The organism is Aeromonas sp. PI_26 (genome assembly GCF_027854445.1).
Lineage (GTDB): Bacteria > Pseudomonadota > Gammaproteobacteria > Enterobacterales > Aeromonadaceae > Aeromonas > Aeromonas veronii.
Genome location: NZ_JAJNOE010000009.1, coordinates 1 through 15,349 on the forward strand (window position 1 = coordinate 1; position 15,349 = coordinate 15,349).

The 15,349-nt window shown below is 59.4% G+C and carries 13 protein-coding genes, 1 other RNA gene and 1 pseudogene; 5 read left to right on the forward strand and 10 right to left on the reverse strand.

Features of this window, described 5'->3' with window-relative positions; genetic code table 11:
* Both LRL22_RS11205 and LRL22_RS11210 read right to left on the reverse strand, forming a co-directional pair.
* Positions 1-192, reverse strand: a pseudogene (locus LRL22_RS11205) (helix-turn-helix domain-containing protein); the annotation flags it as partial.
* A gap of 130 nt (positions 193-322) precedes the next feature.
* Positions 323-1,738, reverse strand: coding sequence for a GumC family protein (locus LRL22_RS11210; RefSeq protein WP_110303149.1), 1,416 nt, complete (start codon positions 1,736-1,738; stop codon positions 323-325).
* Positions 1,739-2,002: 264 nt separating this feature from the next.
* Here LRL22_RS11210 and LRL22_RS11215 point away from each other — a divergent pair, with 264 nt between their 5' ends.
* From LRL22_RS11215 to LRL22_RS11225, 3 genes are read left to right on the forward strand one after another with little or no spacing between them, the layout of a single operon-like run.
* The gene (locus LRL22_RS11215; protein WP_270905405.1) at positions 2,003-3,058 is read left to right on the forward strand and encodes a glycosyltransferase; all 1,056 of its coding nucleotides are present in this window, start codon (positions 2,003-2,005) and stop codon (positions 3,056-3,058) included.
* A gap of 31 nt (positions 3,059-3,089) precedes the next feature.
* Positions 3,090-4,283, forward strand: coding sequence for a glycosyltransferase family 2 protein (locus LRL22_RS11220; RefSeq protein WP_270905406.1), 1,194 nt, complete (start codon positions 3,090-3,092; stop codon positions 4,281-4,283).
* Entirely contained in the window at positions 4,280-4,915 is a 636-nt protein-coding gene (locus LRL22_RS11225; protein WP_139459340.1) for a sugar transferase, read from the forward strand. Before LRL22_RS11220 ends, LRL22_RS11225 begins: the two co-directional genes overlap by 4 nt.
* Positions 4,916-5,197: 282 nt before the next feature.
* Here LRL22_RS11225 and LRL22_RS11230 read toward each other — a convergent pair whose 3' ends face one another.
* From LRL22_RS11230 to LRL22_RS11255, 6 genes are all read right to left on the reverse strand, one after another.
* The gene (locus LRL22_RS11230; RefSeq protein WP_270905407.1) at positions 5,198-6,199 is read right to left on the reverse strand and encodes a glycosyltransferase family 4 protein; all 1,002 of its coding nucleotides are present in this window, start codon (positions 6,197-6,199) and stop codon (positions 5,198-5,200) included.
* A gap of 71 nt (positions 6,200-6,270) precedes the next feature.
* Positions 6,271-7,761 carry a SpoIIE family protein phosphatase gene (locus LRL22_RS11235; protein WP_270905408.1) on the reverse strand — a complete coding sequence of 497 codons (1,491 nt, stop codon included), beginning with the start codon at positions 7,759-7,761 and terminating at the stop codon, positions 6,271-6,273.
* A gap of 23 nt (positions 7,762-7,784) precedes the next feature.
* Positions 7,785-8,453 (reverse strand): tyrosine-protein kinase family protein, encoded by a 669-nt coding sequence (locus LRL22_RS11240; protein ID WP_005333403.1) that lies wholly within the window; start codon positions 8,451-8,453, stop codon positions 7,785-7,787.
* Position 8,454: 1 nt separating this feature from the next.
* Positions 8,455-10,560, reverse strand: a complete 2,106-nt coding sequence (locus LRL22_RS11245; RefSeq protein WP_005360128.1) for an SLBB domain-containing protein — start codon at positions 10,558-10,560, stop codon at positions 8,455-8,457.
* Between the two features lie 18 nt (positions 10,561-10,578).
* The gene (locus LRL22_RS11250; RefSeq protein ID WP_019445317.1) at positions 10,579-10,995 is read right to left on the reverse strand and encodes a hypothetical protein; all 417 of its coding nucleotides are present in this window, start codon (positions 10,993-10,995) and stop codon (positions 10,579-10,581) included.
* The gene (locus tag LRL22_RS11255) at positions 10,992-11,342 is read right to left on the reverse strand and encodes an STAS domain-containing protein (RefSeq protein WP_005333409.1); all 351 of its coding nucleotides are present in this window, start codon (positions 11,340-11,342) and stop codon (positions 10,992-10,994) included. The genes LRL22_RS11250 and LRL22_RS11255 overlap by 4 nt, the downstream gene beginning before the upstream one ends.
* A gap of 338 nt (positions 11,343-11,680) precedes the next feature.
* On the opposite strand from LRL22_RS11255, the gene LRL22_RS11260 reads away from it, so the two are divergent.
* Positions 11,681-12,172 carry a molybdopterin-dependent oxidoreductase gene (locus LRL22_RS11260; RefSeq protein WP_005351410.1) on the forward strand — a complete coding sequence of 164 codons (492 nt, stop codon included), beginning with the start codon at positions 11,681-11,683 and terminating at the stop codon, positions 12,170-12,172.
* 8 nt (positions 12,173-12,180) lie between these two features.
* The gene (locus tag LRL22_RS11265; RefSeq protein WP_270905409.1) at positions 12,181-14,007 is read left to right on the forward strand and encodes an ATP-binding protein; all 1,827 of its coding nucleotides are present in this window, start codon (positions 12,181-12,183) and stop codon (positions 14,005-14,007) included.
* 317 nt (positions 14,008-14,324) lie between these two features.
* Here the strand turns inward: LRL22_RS11265 and ffs are convergent.
* Positions 14,325-14,421, reverse strand: an RNA gene (gene ffs, locus LRL22_RS11270) — signal recognition particle sRNA small type.
* Between the two features lie 102 nt (positions 14,422-14,523).
* Positions 14,524-15,312 carry a sulfite exporter TauE/SafE family protein gene (locus tag LRL22_RS11275; RefSeq protein ID WP_270905410.1) on the reverse strand — a complete coding sequence of 263 codons (789 nt, stop codon included), beginning with the start codon at positions 15,310-15,312 and terminating at the stop codon, positions 14,524-14,526.
* Positions 15,313-15,349 lie beyond the last annotated feature (37 nt).

Below are 15,349 nucleotides of genomic sequence, written 5' to 3' on the forward strand. Positions count from 1 at the left end.
TACAGAAGCCCCCTGGCTCCAATCTTGCCGACCATGTTTACGCAACCATACCAGAACGGTGGAGCGGCCCTGAATGCCATAACGCGCCTGAGCCTGTTTATAGGTGAGCTCGCCTTTTTCAATTTGCTCGACCAGTGCCAGTTTAAAAGTCAGCGAGTAATCGCGCTGTGTCCGTTTCACACCTTGTCCCATCGGGTTCTCCATTTATTGGGGGGGAAGGTGTAAACCATATTCAGGATGGGACAACAATATAAAAAAGGCCTTATCACAAGGCCTTTTCAGACATATCCAGATTCAGGCTGATAGCCCGCTTTTACCACAATCAACCCGGCTCAGGTGACAAAGGCAGCACCTGCCCATCCAGCGCATGATCACTATTGGATGGATAGTCCGGCACCGGTTCGCAGTAGGGAATGCGGCTTAGCACCGGTGCCTTGACCAGGGCGGCCAGTTGATCGGAGCGGCGCAGGCTGGCATCCGCCAATTCGGCCACCAGCGCCAGACCGCAGCCCAGCCCCAACCCGCCAACAATGCCCGCCAGCAGAAACAGCCAGAGCGGGTAGTTGCTCGGCTTGCTGGGGGCAAAGGGTTTGTCGATCACCTTGATCCGCTCCCCCTGCTCGAAGTTGCCCAGATCGCCGGTCACCTTGGCCTTCTCATAGCGCAGCAGCAAATCCTGATAGAGGGTGCGCTTGACCGCCAGATCCCGCTCCAGCTCGGCGAGCTGGCGCTCGGTATCTCCCTGGGAGTCGACCACCTTGTCCAGCCCATCCAGCTGGTTCTTCAGGCCGGCGGCGTTTTGCTCCGCCTCCGTCAGCTGCGTCTGGGCCAGCTGCCACTCGGGCCCGCGGGCCATATCCGGTTGAGATTTGAGCTGCTCAAACTCCTGCTGCAACTGGTCAATCTGATAGCGCAAACTCTGCACCTTGCTGTGCTCGTCGCTGTAGCGGGCCCGCAGCAACACCAGCTCGGTGCGCATCAGCTGGAGCTTCTCATCCAGCTGGCGGGCCAGCTGACTCTCCTGCCCCAGCGATAGCTGATCGACCCGGGCCTTGGCCTGCTGCAGGGTGATCAGGCTCTCGGCGTAACGCTCCTGCAAGCCATAGAGACGGGCGACGTTGGTACTCTGCTGCTGGGGCAAGGCGCTGGCATGCTCCCGTTTGAAGTCGGCGAGCAGCTGCTCGGCTGCTTGCAGTTCGCTGCGGCGGCTGTCGAGCTGGCTTTGCAGGAAACGTTCGGACGATTCCGCCGACTGGCGCCCCTTGCTGAGCAGGTTGAAGAAAAAGCGCCGTGAAATGGCTTCGAGCAAACCGGCGCTGTTGGCCGCCGAATCCGCTTTGACCTTTATCTCGATCACCTCATCGCCAATCAGCCGCAGCGAGACGGCACTCGAGAGCCAATCCATGATGGCATCGCGCTGGGCTGGGGGGGTCTCGTCATTGACCAGACCGCGATCCCGCGCCACCCCGTCCAGCACATAACGGCTGCGCAGCAGGGCTTCGAGCACCGCAAAGCGATCCTTGAGACTCTCCTGAGTGATCAGATCCTTGAGGGTCGGGGTCTGGTTGGCATCTTGCGGCACCATAAAGGTGGTGCGGCTCTCATACTCCTTGGGGGTGAGCAGGCCGATCGTCACGCCCACCAGCGGCATCACCAGTACCGGGATCACCAGCAGATAGCGACGGCGCCAGGCGGCAAAGAGAATGATGTAGAGGTTGTAATAGAACTGGACAGGCATGGCATCACTCCCTGAGAAAAGCCCTCCCCCGCACGATGCAAAGGCAGTGCCACCAGAGGAGCTGATCGCCTCTGTGGGTAGATCGCAAGAGTGGTACAAGATTCGCATTCTCCCGTTATCCGGGGTGTTACCCCTTCCCTTGCCGGAGCGCGAACCATGTTGTCATCAACCCCGTCGCACAGACCCCATCCCCGCAGGAGCACCATCCCCCAGCCCGTCGTTCGGTCTGTCCTGCAACCTGCTGTTCCACCTGTCGTGCAAATCGTGCAGCACCTGCAGCCCGGCGGGCTGGAGACCATGGTGCTCAACCTCACGCAGGCGAGCCCTGCCGAGCAGCCAGTGTACATCATCTCCCTCGAAGGGCGCAAAGGGGATGTGCTAAGGGCATGGCCCGCCCTGCATCCCTTCGCGGGCCACATTCACTGTCTGGAAAAGCCCGCAGGCTGGTCGCTGGTAACCCTCTGGCGGCTCACCCGACTGCTGCGCCAACTCAAGCCCGTCGCGGTACATACCCACCATCTGGGGCCCATGCTCTATGGCGGCCTCGCCAGTCGGCTGGCCCGGGTGCCCACCCTGGTACACACAGAGCACGATGCCTGGTATCTCGATGATCCCCATCAGCGCATGCTGGCCCTGTGGGGGCTGCGCGCCTTCAAACCCATTCTGGTGGCCGATGCCACGCCGGTGGCCAACCAGCTGCTGGCCAAGCTGGGCCAGCTGTCGCCAACCGTGATCCCCAACGGCATCGATGAGCAGCGCTTTGCCCCGGGCGCCGCTGCCCTCGCCCGTCAGGAGATGGGATTGCCGCAAGGGGTCAAGTTGATTGGCTGCGCCGCCCGCCTTGAGTCGGTCAAGGGTCACACCTTGCTGCTGGAGGCGATCCGCGCCCTGCCGGAAGAGGTGCATCTTGCGTTGGCTGGGGTCGGCAGTTTGCAAAATGCGTTGCAACAACAGTGTCAGCAACTGGGAATCGCTCATCGGGTCCATTTTCTGGGGCTGGTCGAAAACATGCCGCGCTTCTATCAGGGGCTGGATATCTTCTGCCTCCCCTCGCTGGCGGAGGGGATGCCGCTTTGCGTGCTGGAAGCACAGGCGTGCGGGGTGCCGGTGGTGATGAGCGACGTGGGGGCGGCCAGAGAGATCGTCTGTCAGACCAGCGGCCATATCCTGTCGGAGCGGGATCCCGGCCGCCTTGCCCAGCTTCTGGCACAAGGGTTGCTGCAGTGCCATAGCCTGCGTGCCGTCACCCGTGAGTTTGTGTGCAAGCAAAGCAGCTTGAGCCGGATGGCTCAGGCCTATCAGCAGCTCTACAGCCGCTGATCAAGCGACCCGATGACCAGAGGAGCATCCCATGGAATGGATCATGATCGTGTTCTGGCTGTGCGCTGTACTGGTGGTCTACCACCATGTCGGCTATCCCCTGCTGCTCAAATTCGGTGGTCGGCAGGCGCGCAAGGTAGCCAATCCGCCCCGCCCTCTGGATCGGGGATTCAAAGCAGAGGCCGCCGATGAGGCGCTGCCGACCATCACTTTGCTGATGCCGGTCTACAACGAGGCGGCGACCATCGCGGCCAAGCTGCAAAACCTCGCCAGCCTCGATTACCCCGCCGACAAGCTGTGGGTGCATGTGCATTTCGACGGCTGCAGCGACAACAGTTACCCCATTGCGCTAAGCCAGCTCGGAGATCCCGCCCTGCAGCAGTTACAGATCAGGCTGTTTGATCACCCCCTCAATCGCGGTAAGGTCGCCGTGCTCAACGAGGCCATGACCCGGGTGCACAGCGATCTGGTTGCTTTCAGCGATGTCTCGGCCCTGCTGCCCATCGACAGCCTGCTGCTGGCGGTCGCCCATTTTGCCGATCCCAAAGTAGGGGTGGTCGGGGAAGCATACCGCTTCTGGCAACCGGGCTCACAGGGCGAGGAGAGTTACTGGCACTATCAAAGCCAGATCAAGCTCTGCGAATCGGCCCTTGGTGGCATGCTGGGTGCCCACGGGGCCTTTTACATGATGCGCCGGGAGTGCCTCACCCCGCTGGCCGCCGATACCATCAACGACGATTTCATCCTGCCGATGCAGGCCATCGCCAAGGGGTATCGCGCCGTCTATGACAATCGCTGCGCCGCACTGGAGCTGGAAGTTTCCGATGCCGCGCTGGAGGCGACACGGCGCAAGCGGATCGGCGCTGGCAACACCCAGCAGCTGTTGCGGTTGCTGCCCCTGCTGCACCCCAAATTCGGCTGGGTTGCCTTCAACTTTGCCAGTGGCAAGGGACTGCGGGTGTTGATGCCGCTCTGCCTGACCCTGCTGTGGCTCTGCGCCATCCCGCTGGCCACCCAATCCCTGCTGTTTCAGCTGCTGCTGGGACTGCAACTGCTGGGGTATCTGCTGGTCATCTTGATCCAGCTGACCCCTGTGCACCCCTGGCCCAATCTGTTTCGCAAGATCCACTATCTGGTACTCGGACACTGGTACAACGGCATGGGCACCCTGCGCTACTGCCTGCGCGCCCCCATACGTTTCATGTCACAGGAGAAAGCCGTATGACACACCCCATTCCAAGATTGACCCTGGTGGTCAAACGCAGCATGGATCTGCTCGGTGCCACCCTTGGCCTGCTGCTGACGCTGCCACTGTGGCCGCTGATCATGCTGGCCATCCGGCTCGATAGCCCGGGGCCGGTGTTCTTTCGTCAGCTGCGGATCGGGCGCAGCCATGCCACCTATACCGAGCTCTTTTTCATGATCAAGTTTCGCACCATGCGCGCCGACGCCGAGGCGGCCACCGGGCCGGTCTGGTGTGGCAAGGGGGACAGCCGGATCACCCGCAGCGGCGACTTTCTGCGCAAAACCCGGCTCGATGAGCTGCCGCAGTTTATCAATGTGCTCAAGGGGGAGATGTCACTGATAGGCCCCCGCCCGGAGCGGCCCGGGATCGCCAACCGGCTGGAAGATGCGGTGCCGTACTTTATCGAACGCACCTATGAAGTGGCCCCCGGCATCACCGGTCTGGCCCAGGTCAATCAGGGTTACGACGAGTCGCTCGATGATGTGCGCAGCAAGCTAGCGTTCGATCTGGCCTACTCGGTTGCCCTGCTCCACCCCTGGCGTTGGCTGGTGCAGGATGTGCATATCATCGGCAAGACGATCGCCATCATGGTCGGCAAGAAGGGGCGCTAATCCCGCCAATCTCAGCCACACCTCGAGACCATCAGGCCATTGCCACTGCAATGGCCTTTTTTATGGCGCATCTTTGTGGCACGTCCGCGGTAATCACCGAGAAGTCAGCGATCTGATCGCCATCATCTGGCCCCATCCACAGGCCTGATGTCCGCTTGACCCACTGCAGAAACCCGAGCGTTGCGTGATCACAGAAGCAATCCGCCCCCTGCGACCTCTAACACCGGCACATAAAAAAACGAGTAGCCAGCGGCCACTCGTTTTGACAGGTTTCTCTGGGATTCAGGCGCCGTAAACGGCCAGAATATCGGTCACTCTGTTGTTGACGCTGTAACCCTTGGTTATGGTGTTGCGCGCCGCCTGACTCATTTTGCTGCGCACCACCCCATCGCTGCGCAGCCAGTAGTTGACCAGCTCAGCCATATCCCGCACATGGCCGGGCTCCACCAGCCAGCCATTAGACTTGTGGTCGATCAGGTTGACCAGGCCCCCCACCGCAAAGGTACAGACCGGTATGCCGTGAGCCATCGCCTCCAGGGCCACCAGCGGCAACCCTTCAAATCGGGAGGTGATGCAGAGCAGGTCGATGTTGTGCCACTCATTGGCCATGTTCTGGAAACCATGAAGCTGGACGCGATCACCATACTGCTGCAACAAGGCACTTTTCATGGGGCCATCCCCGTAGAGATGAAACGCCCCGTCTGGGCAGAAGGCGGCCAGCTGGCAAAACGCCTCCGGCCCCTTTTCCGGCGAGAGGCGGCCGACAAAGGCAATCCGGTTGCCAGTTACCGTAGCCGGCGTCGCAGGCATGGGGACAAAATTGCTGATCACCGTGCTTGGCACAGGCAATTTGCGAGCGATGGGCTCGCTCACTGCAATACACTTCGCAAAACGCGCTGTGGTGCGATCCAGCCAGCTGTAAAACTTCAGCAAACCCTCCCCGTCATCCCCGCTGTGAAAGGTCGAAACTACCGATTTACCGGTGAACCAGGCTGTCAACCGCCCCAGCACCCCGGCCTTGTAGCCGTGGGTATGGATCAGCACAGAGGCAGGCTGGCGGGCCAGACGGCGCATAAAATCGCGGCTGTTGTGGCACACCTCATAGGGCAAGCCCTGTTGTTTGAGCAGGGTCGTAAAGGGGGTCATGCCGTGGTTGCTCACCAGCACTATGGTGGGGCGAAATCCCCTGGCCAGCAGATCGTTGGCCAAGTGGATAATGTGAACTTCTATTCCACCGACCTGACGCGCATCGATGGCCAGCCAGATCTGCTGCATGGGTAACATAGGCACCTCCTCCCGTGGCTCCATGCCACCTGAAATGAGGCGTTGCATAGAGCGGGCCAGTCAGGCATGGATCAGGCGCCGGGACAGGCGACCAGCAGGAGGGTCATGTCATCGAGGGCGGCATCATTGATGCGCTCATCAAACCAGCGGGCAATGCGATGAGCCAGTTGCTCAAGACCGGGCCCCGAGGTCAGGCAGATCTCTTTTAGCTGCGCCTCCCAGCGCTGGCGCTCTGCGGCATCACGGCTATCGAGCAGGCCGTCGGTCCAGAACAGCAGGATCTCGCCGGGCTTGAGCTGACGCTCATTGGTCACGAAGTGGGGATCCGGGCGCAAACCGGGCAAGGGGCCGGTCACGCCGACCTGACGGATGGTACCGGGCCCGACCAGCCAGGGCGCAGGGTGGCCCGCGCTGGCCCACTGCACCCGCCCCTCGTTGCCGAGCTCAATACAGAGGGTGGTGAGCAGGGTAGCCCCCAATAATGGATCACTGTGAACCGCATTCGACAAGATGGTCAGCAAACGGGCGGGGGCGCGCTCCAGATCGTGGGCGGTCAGCAAGCCGCGCAGATAACCGGCATAGGCATGGGCGAAGAACTTGGCTTCCGCATCGTGGCCCATCACATCCCCGAGCCACAGCACCCGATCCTTGACCAGCAGAAAGTCCCCGCCCCCCACGGTGGCCGCACGGGTTTGCAACGCCAGCTGGTATCCCCCTATGGAGGTGGCGGGCAATAACGGGCGCAGCGCCGAGGTCATGCGCTGATCCAGCTGCTCGCCCCATTGCGACTTGAGCTGCTCCGAGCGTTGCAGCACCCGCGAAACCGCCAGCAACAGGTCCTGCTTGGTGATGGGTTTGACCAGAAAGTCATCGATCCCCAGCGCCCCCGCCCGACTCTGGGTCCACTGATCCTGATGACCGGTCAGGAAGATAAAGGGCACCCCCTTCATCTTGGGATCCTTCATCAACTGCTGGCGCAGCCCAAAGCCATCGATCCCTTCCATCTCGATATCGGAGAGCACCAGCGCGGGAGGTTGCTTTCCAAGCGCCAGCAGGGCGGCATGGGAGTCGGCATAACTTTCAACCCGGTAGTGCTCATGAAGGTAGGCGGTGAGCAGGGCACGCATCACCTTGTCATCGTCGATCACCGCAAGCACCGGCAGTTGGTTGACCGGGCCCTGCTGGCGAAGAGTCACGCGATTGCGCTCACCGTCGCGAGAGAAGTGCACCTCGGCAAACAGCTGGTGCACCAGCGCCAGCCCGTATCCCCCCTCCTGCAGCTCATCGGGTAACTGCGCGCTGGCAAGACCGGGTTGCGGGCCGCCATCATCTTCCAGTATCAGACTCAAGCCCGTTTCATCCTCTTTCAGCGTGAGCCAGAGCCTGGTCGCGGGAGGGACTGTGTGTTTGACGCTATTGGTGGCCAGCTCACTGAAACAGAGCAGCCAGTTGGCTTGATCCTTTGGGGATACCTGAAACAGGGAGAGCCCCTGTGCCAGCCGGTTGCGCAGTTCGCGTACCGACTGCAGGGTTGCCGGAGCAGATCGCAACCAGTCATCCATATCGGGCCTCCATCAGCGGGCGATCAGATCCGGAAATTGAGCAAGGCACTGCGCCGGCACCAGCGCTTGAGCCATTCGGTCACCCGGTTGCTGGGCAGCCGGTTGAGCTCGCGCAGGATCTCGCTGGCCAGCCCTGGGTTGAGTTTGTCGTTATAGACTGCGCCAATCAGATTGGCCTCGGCACGAGTCAGTTTATCCACCGCACTTTGTACCACGGTCGTCGGGGTCACCCCCGCCAGTACCACCAGCAGCGCCCCTTCACAGGCCCCACACACCTGATCGGCCGGAATATTGCCCCGATTGAGAGCGGTGAGCGGCGAGGTATCGAAGATCACCACATCGTAATGCTCCAGCCAGCGAACCAGCAGCTGACGCAAGGTATCCTTGTTGCGAAAGGCCATCAGATCCTTGCCTGGCGCCGGGAGCAAGGACAAGGAGCGGCCAGTGGCTACCGGCTCGGGCACATCATTGGGCCCCCAGGCAATCGCCGTGGCGCGGCCGGGATGATAGAGGTTGAGATCCACCAGCAGGGTGCGCAGCCCATCCGCCTCCGAGCGCCTTGCCAGCGCATCGCAGATGGAGCTAACCCCCTCTCCCCCTTCTGACGAGGTGACCGCCAGCGAGCGGATCCCCCGGGCGACCGTCGCCGCGTAGAGGGATTCGAGCTCCAGATATTGAATGGGGATGCTCATATCAAAGCGTTCCGACCAGGGCCACCACCGAGATCGTGGTCAAAATGTCGCGCATACCATCCATGAAGATGGCCCAGTTGCTGCTTTTGCTATCAGGGATAAAGACGGTGTCCCCTGCGCGCAGCACCGGTAACTGGCTAAAGTCGGGCTCTTTGGCAAAGCCGTCGAGATCGAAGCTGCGGGCCTGATCCCCCTGACCACTGGTGGCCATGTTGATCACCACAATCTTCTTGATATAGGCGCTGCTGGTCGGGCCCCCCGCCTCGGCCAGCAGATCCAGCAGGGTCATGGAGGAGTCAAAGCGGTAGCGCCCAGGGCGGGCAATCGCCCCCAACACCCGAATGGTGTTCTCCTTGGGCTCGTCTAGCCAGGGACGATTCTTCTCCGGCAGGTAGATGGAGTCGCCGGGCAGCACCTTGGGCAGCAAGGTTTCATCGCCGGTTTCAAAGTAGAGGGCAAGGTCGAGCTTGCTGACCCGCGCCGTGCTGCCACTGCGATGGGCGATGCGCACATTGCGCAGATCCGCCGCCGCAGTCGGACCATCGGCGGCCGACAGGATGTCGATAAAGCCCATCTGCTCATTGAAGGCATAGCGACCGGGGGCTCCGACCTGACCGAAGATATAGATGGAACTGTCCGGTGACTGGCGCACCCACTGGGACTTGTTGTCACTGGGATCGGTGGGCAGCTCGGGGATCATGATGGTGAATCCGGCCCGGATCTTCGGCAGGCTGGCCAGCGCCCCGCCCTGATGAAGGAACTTGTCGAGATCAAACAGGGTTGGCGTGGCCTGCCCCCCTTCGGCGGTCAGGATCTGCACCTTGGCGATATCGGCCCGCTCGTTGGGCCCTCCGGCGTGGGCGATCAGATCCAGCAGCGACATTTCGTCAGACCATTCATAGCGGCCCGGGATCCGCACCGCCCCCATCACCATCACCGCCCGCCCGGGTGCCACCTTCAACCAGGACTTCTCGTTGATATCGGTCTTTTCCGGCACAAAGATGGCATCACCTGGTTTGACTTGGGGCAGCGCCTTTTGCATCCCTTCGGTATAGGCCTGCAAGTCGATGGGTTCGATCGTGCCATCGGTGCGCAGCAAACGGATCTGGCGACTCTCGGCATAGCGGGTCGGGCCACCGGCATTGGCCAGAATATCGAGGAAAGAGTCCCCTTCCCGCCCCTCATAGGCGCCGGGTTTGAACACCTCGCCCATGATGTAGATAGTGCGTGCCCCCCGTTTTATCTGCTCTTCATCCTTGGGCACGAAGATGGTGGCGCCCGGCGCCAGATTGGGCAGCAGCTTGTTGTTGCCGGAGTCGAGATAGGCTTTGAGATCGAACAGTTCGGGGGCATCACCATTGATCACCCGGATCCGCTCCACCCCGGCAAAACGGGTTACCCCACCTGCCCGCATCAGCAGATCCACGATGGAGTTGCCACTCTTGAAACTGAAGGCGCCGGGGCTGTTGACCTCGCCAAACACCTTGATCGCCTTGCCGGTATCGCCATCCCCGCCTGCCGCCAGGGTTGCCGCATCAAAATCGATCTGCACGTTGCCGATCAGCGGAGAGGCGGGTACGAACACCACATCAAGGGATTGCAATGGCGGCAACACGCTGGCATCACCGGTATCGAGATAACGCTTGTAGTCGAAGCTAGAGACCGTGCTGCCGCGCCGCACCTGCATGTTGTTGAGCTGGGCACCGGGCACCAGACCACCAGCGGCATCGAGGGCCATCTGCACGTTGCCATCGGGCGCCAGATCATAACTGCCGGGTTTTTTGACATAGCCCATCACGCTGATCAGCAGCCGCTTCTCCAGCAAGGTGACGGTCAATTGAGAGAGGTTGTTGTAAACAGGTTTGAGGGCGGTGCGGATCAGCTCATCCGCCTGTTGCAGGGTCTTCCCCCCCACCACGACGTTGCCAACTTCAGGCAGTGCAATCTCCCCCTGCTTGTTGATCTGGAAAGGCTGATCAAAAGCAGGCTCACCGGGTTGCACTATGGCCAACCGATCACCGGGAGCCAACAAGGTGGAGGCCAGTAACGGGCAGGTGAACAACAGCAAGAGAACACAGATCAATCCTTCGAGAGCGCCCCGTTTCATAGACATCCTTTTCGTCTGTTACGTCTGCCCCCATTGGCGTAAGGGGAGCCCTGACCAATCAGCACGACAGCCATCCGCTGTTGTCTGTTGCAGCCGCAAACGTACTTGTTGTAGTGATTGTGCCAACACGGTCTGACGCCAGGCTACATCCGACCAGAGCCGTCCGTGCATATCCCGTTCGATATCAATACGTTGAGATTGTAGCCGTTTCAACTCGGCAGGCATACACCCCTGCAGACTCGCTTGCTTTAATTCCGTCAGCTGCAAGTCGAGTTCCTTCTGACGCTCATCATAACGAGACCAGACCCGCCGTTCATCCTCATTGACCGGAATACGGGTGGGTCTTGCCTCGGCCATGCCGCCATACCCCTGTGGCGGCCACTGCGCACAACCCGACAGCAGAATGGACGAGAGCAGGATACCAAAGCGTTTCATGATGCAGCGGCCATCATGCCACGGGAGCGCATATAGGCCTTGATGCTCTCATGGCAGGGGATCACTCGGTCAATATGCAGCATCTCCAGCAGGTCATGGGGTTGACCGGGTCCGCAGACAAGGGCCATCTGATGCCCGTTCATAATCAATCTTTTATAGAGAAATACCAAGGCTCCGATCCCCGAAGAGTCGATAAAATGAACATCGCTGATATCGGCCAGGATATCTCCCGGGTGGGTCGAGAGGGTTTCAAACAACGGGCGGAGCTCACTGACGGCCATCGCGTCAAACTCGTTTTCCAGTACCACTACCTGGATATCATTAAGGGTGTAAGTCATGCTTTCCATCGCTAGCTCCTTGTCGATTCTCAGACTATTTGCTGTCACGGCATTCAGCACGTTGCAAATGTTATGCCGGGCAGTGCCACGGCACTTGTTCTCCAAATGATACTCTTTGTGCCTTATTCGCCAACACCCACGCCTCGTTTTGATTGCCAAATTGCAATTAACCTCCCCCGCACGTTGCAAACTGCAATTCACCTTGGCCGAGATCGCCCGATAACAGGCTAAATCACTGATAATTCAAGCACATTAGACTGGGCCCGATTATTGCTTGCCTTTGCACACAGCTCACAAGCCACCGTTGGCTCGGCCCCCATGCCGCCATTTTCCAGGAAGGAGAGATCATGAAAGCAGGCCTGTACATAGCACCACTGCTGGCAGCCCTTTGCGGCACCGCATACGCAGCCCCCTCCCCTGACAGCGCCGTATTGAAGGTTGAAGGCGCCATCAGCAGCCCCACTCATCAGGCTCTGGCCCTGTGGGACAGCGCCATGCTGGATCAACTGCCGGTACACGAAATCAAAACCCATACCCCCTGGTATGACGAAGCCAAGACCTTTCGCGGCCCGCTGCTGCAAGATGTATTGGCCAAGGTCGGGGCAACCGGCAAACAGCTCACCATTACCGCGCTCAATGACTACTCGGTACAGGTGCCAACAAGCGATGCCGAGCAGTATCGGGTCATCCTCGCTCGCACCATCAATGGCAAGCCACTGTCGGTGCGTGACAAAGGGCCGCTGTTCCTTGTCTATCCGTTCGATCAATATCCCGAACTGCAAAACAAGCTCTATTACGGTCGGGCTATCTGGCAGATCAGTGCGATAAAAGTGGAGTAAATCCCATCATGCGTTCCATGGCGGCCAGTCAACGTTTCTTGTTTGTGGTGCTTTGTGTGCTGCTCCTAGCCTTTGCCGGTATTGGTACCATTCAGTATCGGCAATTTCAGGATCTGCAGCGCAGTACCAGCCAGGGCGAAGACAACGTGATGTGGAACTATTTCCAGCTCTATAACGAAGCGCTGCGTTTTCAAAGCTCGCTGCTCCATGAGTCGCAACCGACCTTCCAGCTCAGATACGATATTCTGGTCAGCCGCATGGATCTGGTGCTGGAGAGCAAGGATCGCAGCCTGCTTCAGCAAACAGAGATCTACCAGCAGGCAAGCAAAGCCATTCGATCCTACATCTCTCTGGCGGATATCTGGCTCGGCCCGGAAGCCACCAAGCCGCTCGACAATCTTGCCCATCAGGAGCTGCGCCAACAGCTTGCCTCCCTGCTCCCCCTGCTCCATCAGCTGACTCTGGAGGTGAACCAGCAGGCGACCCTGTTTGATGTGGCGCGTCGCGACAGCGTGAGGGAGCAGATCATCACGACGACACTCATCGCAACCCTGCAATTTGCGCTGCTCTTTGTGCTCGCCCTGCTGATCTGGCGGCAAATGAATATCTCGTTTCTGCAGCACAAACTGATGCAGCAGCTCAATGACAAACTGCTGCGGGCAAATCAGGCGGCAGAGGCCGGCACAAGAGCCAAAAGCAGCTTTTTGGCCAACATGAGCCATGAAATTCGCACCCCCATGAATGGCATTCTCGGCATGCTCTCACTGCTGGCCGACCGGGATATGGACCCAAGGGAGCGAGACTATCTGGAGACGGCGCGGGAATCGGCAAACCATCTGCTCGGTCTGCTTAACGACATTCTGGATGTATCCAAGCTGGAAGAGGGCAAGATCGAGCTGCAACTGGCCCCCCATCACTTGCCCCAGCTGCTGGAGGATATCCGGGCCCTGATGCAGAGCAACTGCGATGCAAAAGGGATCAAACTGACCCTGACTGTTGCCCCCGATACGCCGGAGTGGTTGATGATCGACCCGCTGAGGGTCCGCCAGATCCTCTTCAACCTGGTGAGCAATGCCATCAAGTTCACCCATCAGGGGGAAGTAAAGATCCATGTTGATAGCACCCTGTTGGAGCAGGATCGCCACTCGATACGCATCTCAATCCAGGACACAGGGATCGGCATGAGCAAAAGTCAGCTAAAGAACCTGTTTCAACGTTTCGCCCAGGCGGATGTCTCGATCACCCGCCAATATGGCGGATCGGGCCTGGGACTTGAAATATCCCGTAACCTCGCACGCCTGATGGGCGGCGATATCTCGGTAGAGAGCAGCGAGGGACATGGCAGTACTTTTACCTACATCTGGCCCGCCAGAGCCACGAGCCCCTCGATTGTTTGCCTGCCGTCCAAGCCGCTGGATCAGGAGAGCTATCGCATCTTGCTGGTTGATGACAATGCCACCAACCGCAAGGTGATCGGCGCCATGCTCGACTCCGTGGGCCATCAGGTCACACTGGCCGTTCAGGGAGAAGAGGCGCTGGAGAAACTGGGTCACACCGAATTTGATCTGGTGTTGATGGATGTCCAGATGCCAGTGATGGATGGTCTGGTGGCCACCACCCGGATCCGCACCTCCCAGATGCCTTGGGCAGATATTCCCATCATCGCCCTGACGGCTGATGCGATGCCGGAATCCAAGCAATACTATCTTTCCCATGGCATGAACGGGTATATCACCAAGCCCATCAATAAAGAGACGCTGCTAAGCGAGATAAACAGACATATTTCCCATGGTCGGCTTAAATACAACGCAGCCATGCGTGTCACCAAGCAATAAAACCGCGGATTCCGGGCTACTGATTGCTCATGTGGGGCAACATTGACCTCTGCAGGCAACTGAATGGGCTTGGGTCTGGAACGTACGCAGGCAAGCAGCTGAGTCACCTTGTGACGTGCACAAAGTTTGTCTCTGGTATGCAGGGATTTTTTGATCTCTTTGCGGCGACCACAGGGGAGCGTGGTGACTTTCCGGTAATACCAGATGCCGTGGGGACTGAGCCAGAGATTCATCGATGAGCTCCTCGTCGTCCACACAAAGTGGATGACCAAGGGCTTTAGGAAGCTAACTTATTGAATTGCAGAAACAAGTGGTGGCCCTACCAGCCACATCCCGGCACTCGAGTCCCCCGCCTTGGCTGCTACCTTCCGGTCCTGACCAGGTCGACGGGTTATCAATGCGAGAGGACCAATAGGACCACCGGGGAGGAGAATAGGCAAACTGGGCGTTCAATGCAACGGCTTTCTACCCTTCGATTGTTCGTTTGCCTTATTTTTCAACAATCTGCCGAATGAATCAGCTAAACAGCATAAATTTCGCCCCCACCAGCAGCATCAGCAGAGCAAATGCCTGCTTGAGGCGTCTTGGTGACAATCGGTGTGCCAGCTTGGCACCAAGGCGGGCAAACTGGGTACTGGTCAGCACAATGCCCAGCAGGGCGGGCAGATAGATGTAGCCCACACTCCACTCGGGCAGATCGGCATGACCCCAACCCGCATAGAGGTAGCTGAGGCTCCCCGCCAGCGCGATGGGCATGCTGCAAGCTGCAGAGGCCGCTACCGCATTGCGCATTGGCACCGAGTTCCAGCTCAGATAAGGGACGGTCAGCGAGCCACCGCCAATACCAAACAGCGCTGACATCCAGCCAATGATGGTACCGGCGATGCCTGTGCCGAACGCTCCTGGCAGGTGTCTTTCCGCCTTGGGCTTGAGGTTAAGCCCCATCTGCAGCGCCATAGTCCAGGCGAAGCAGCCGATAATGATATTGAGGGTACTGGCACTGAGCAGATTGGCCGTCATACCACCGAGCCAGGCACCAACCAACATACCAGCCCCTAATCGGCGGATCATCACCCAGTCGACGGCGCCCGCTTCCTGGTGCGCTCTAAGCGAGCTGAATCCGGTAAAGATCATGGTGGGAAGGGAAGTGCCGAGGGCCAGATGGGTAATTATTTCAGGGTCGATGCCCTGGGCGCGAAAGGTCATGACCAGCACGGGGACAATGATCAATCCACCGCCAATCCCGAACAGCCCCGCCAGCATGCCAGCAAAGGCCCCCAGCAGGAGGTAACCCATAAACAGCATAAAAATTCCTGTTTTGAACGATAAACGGCCAACTCGG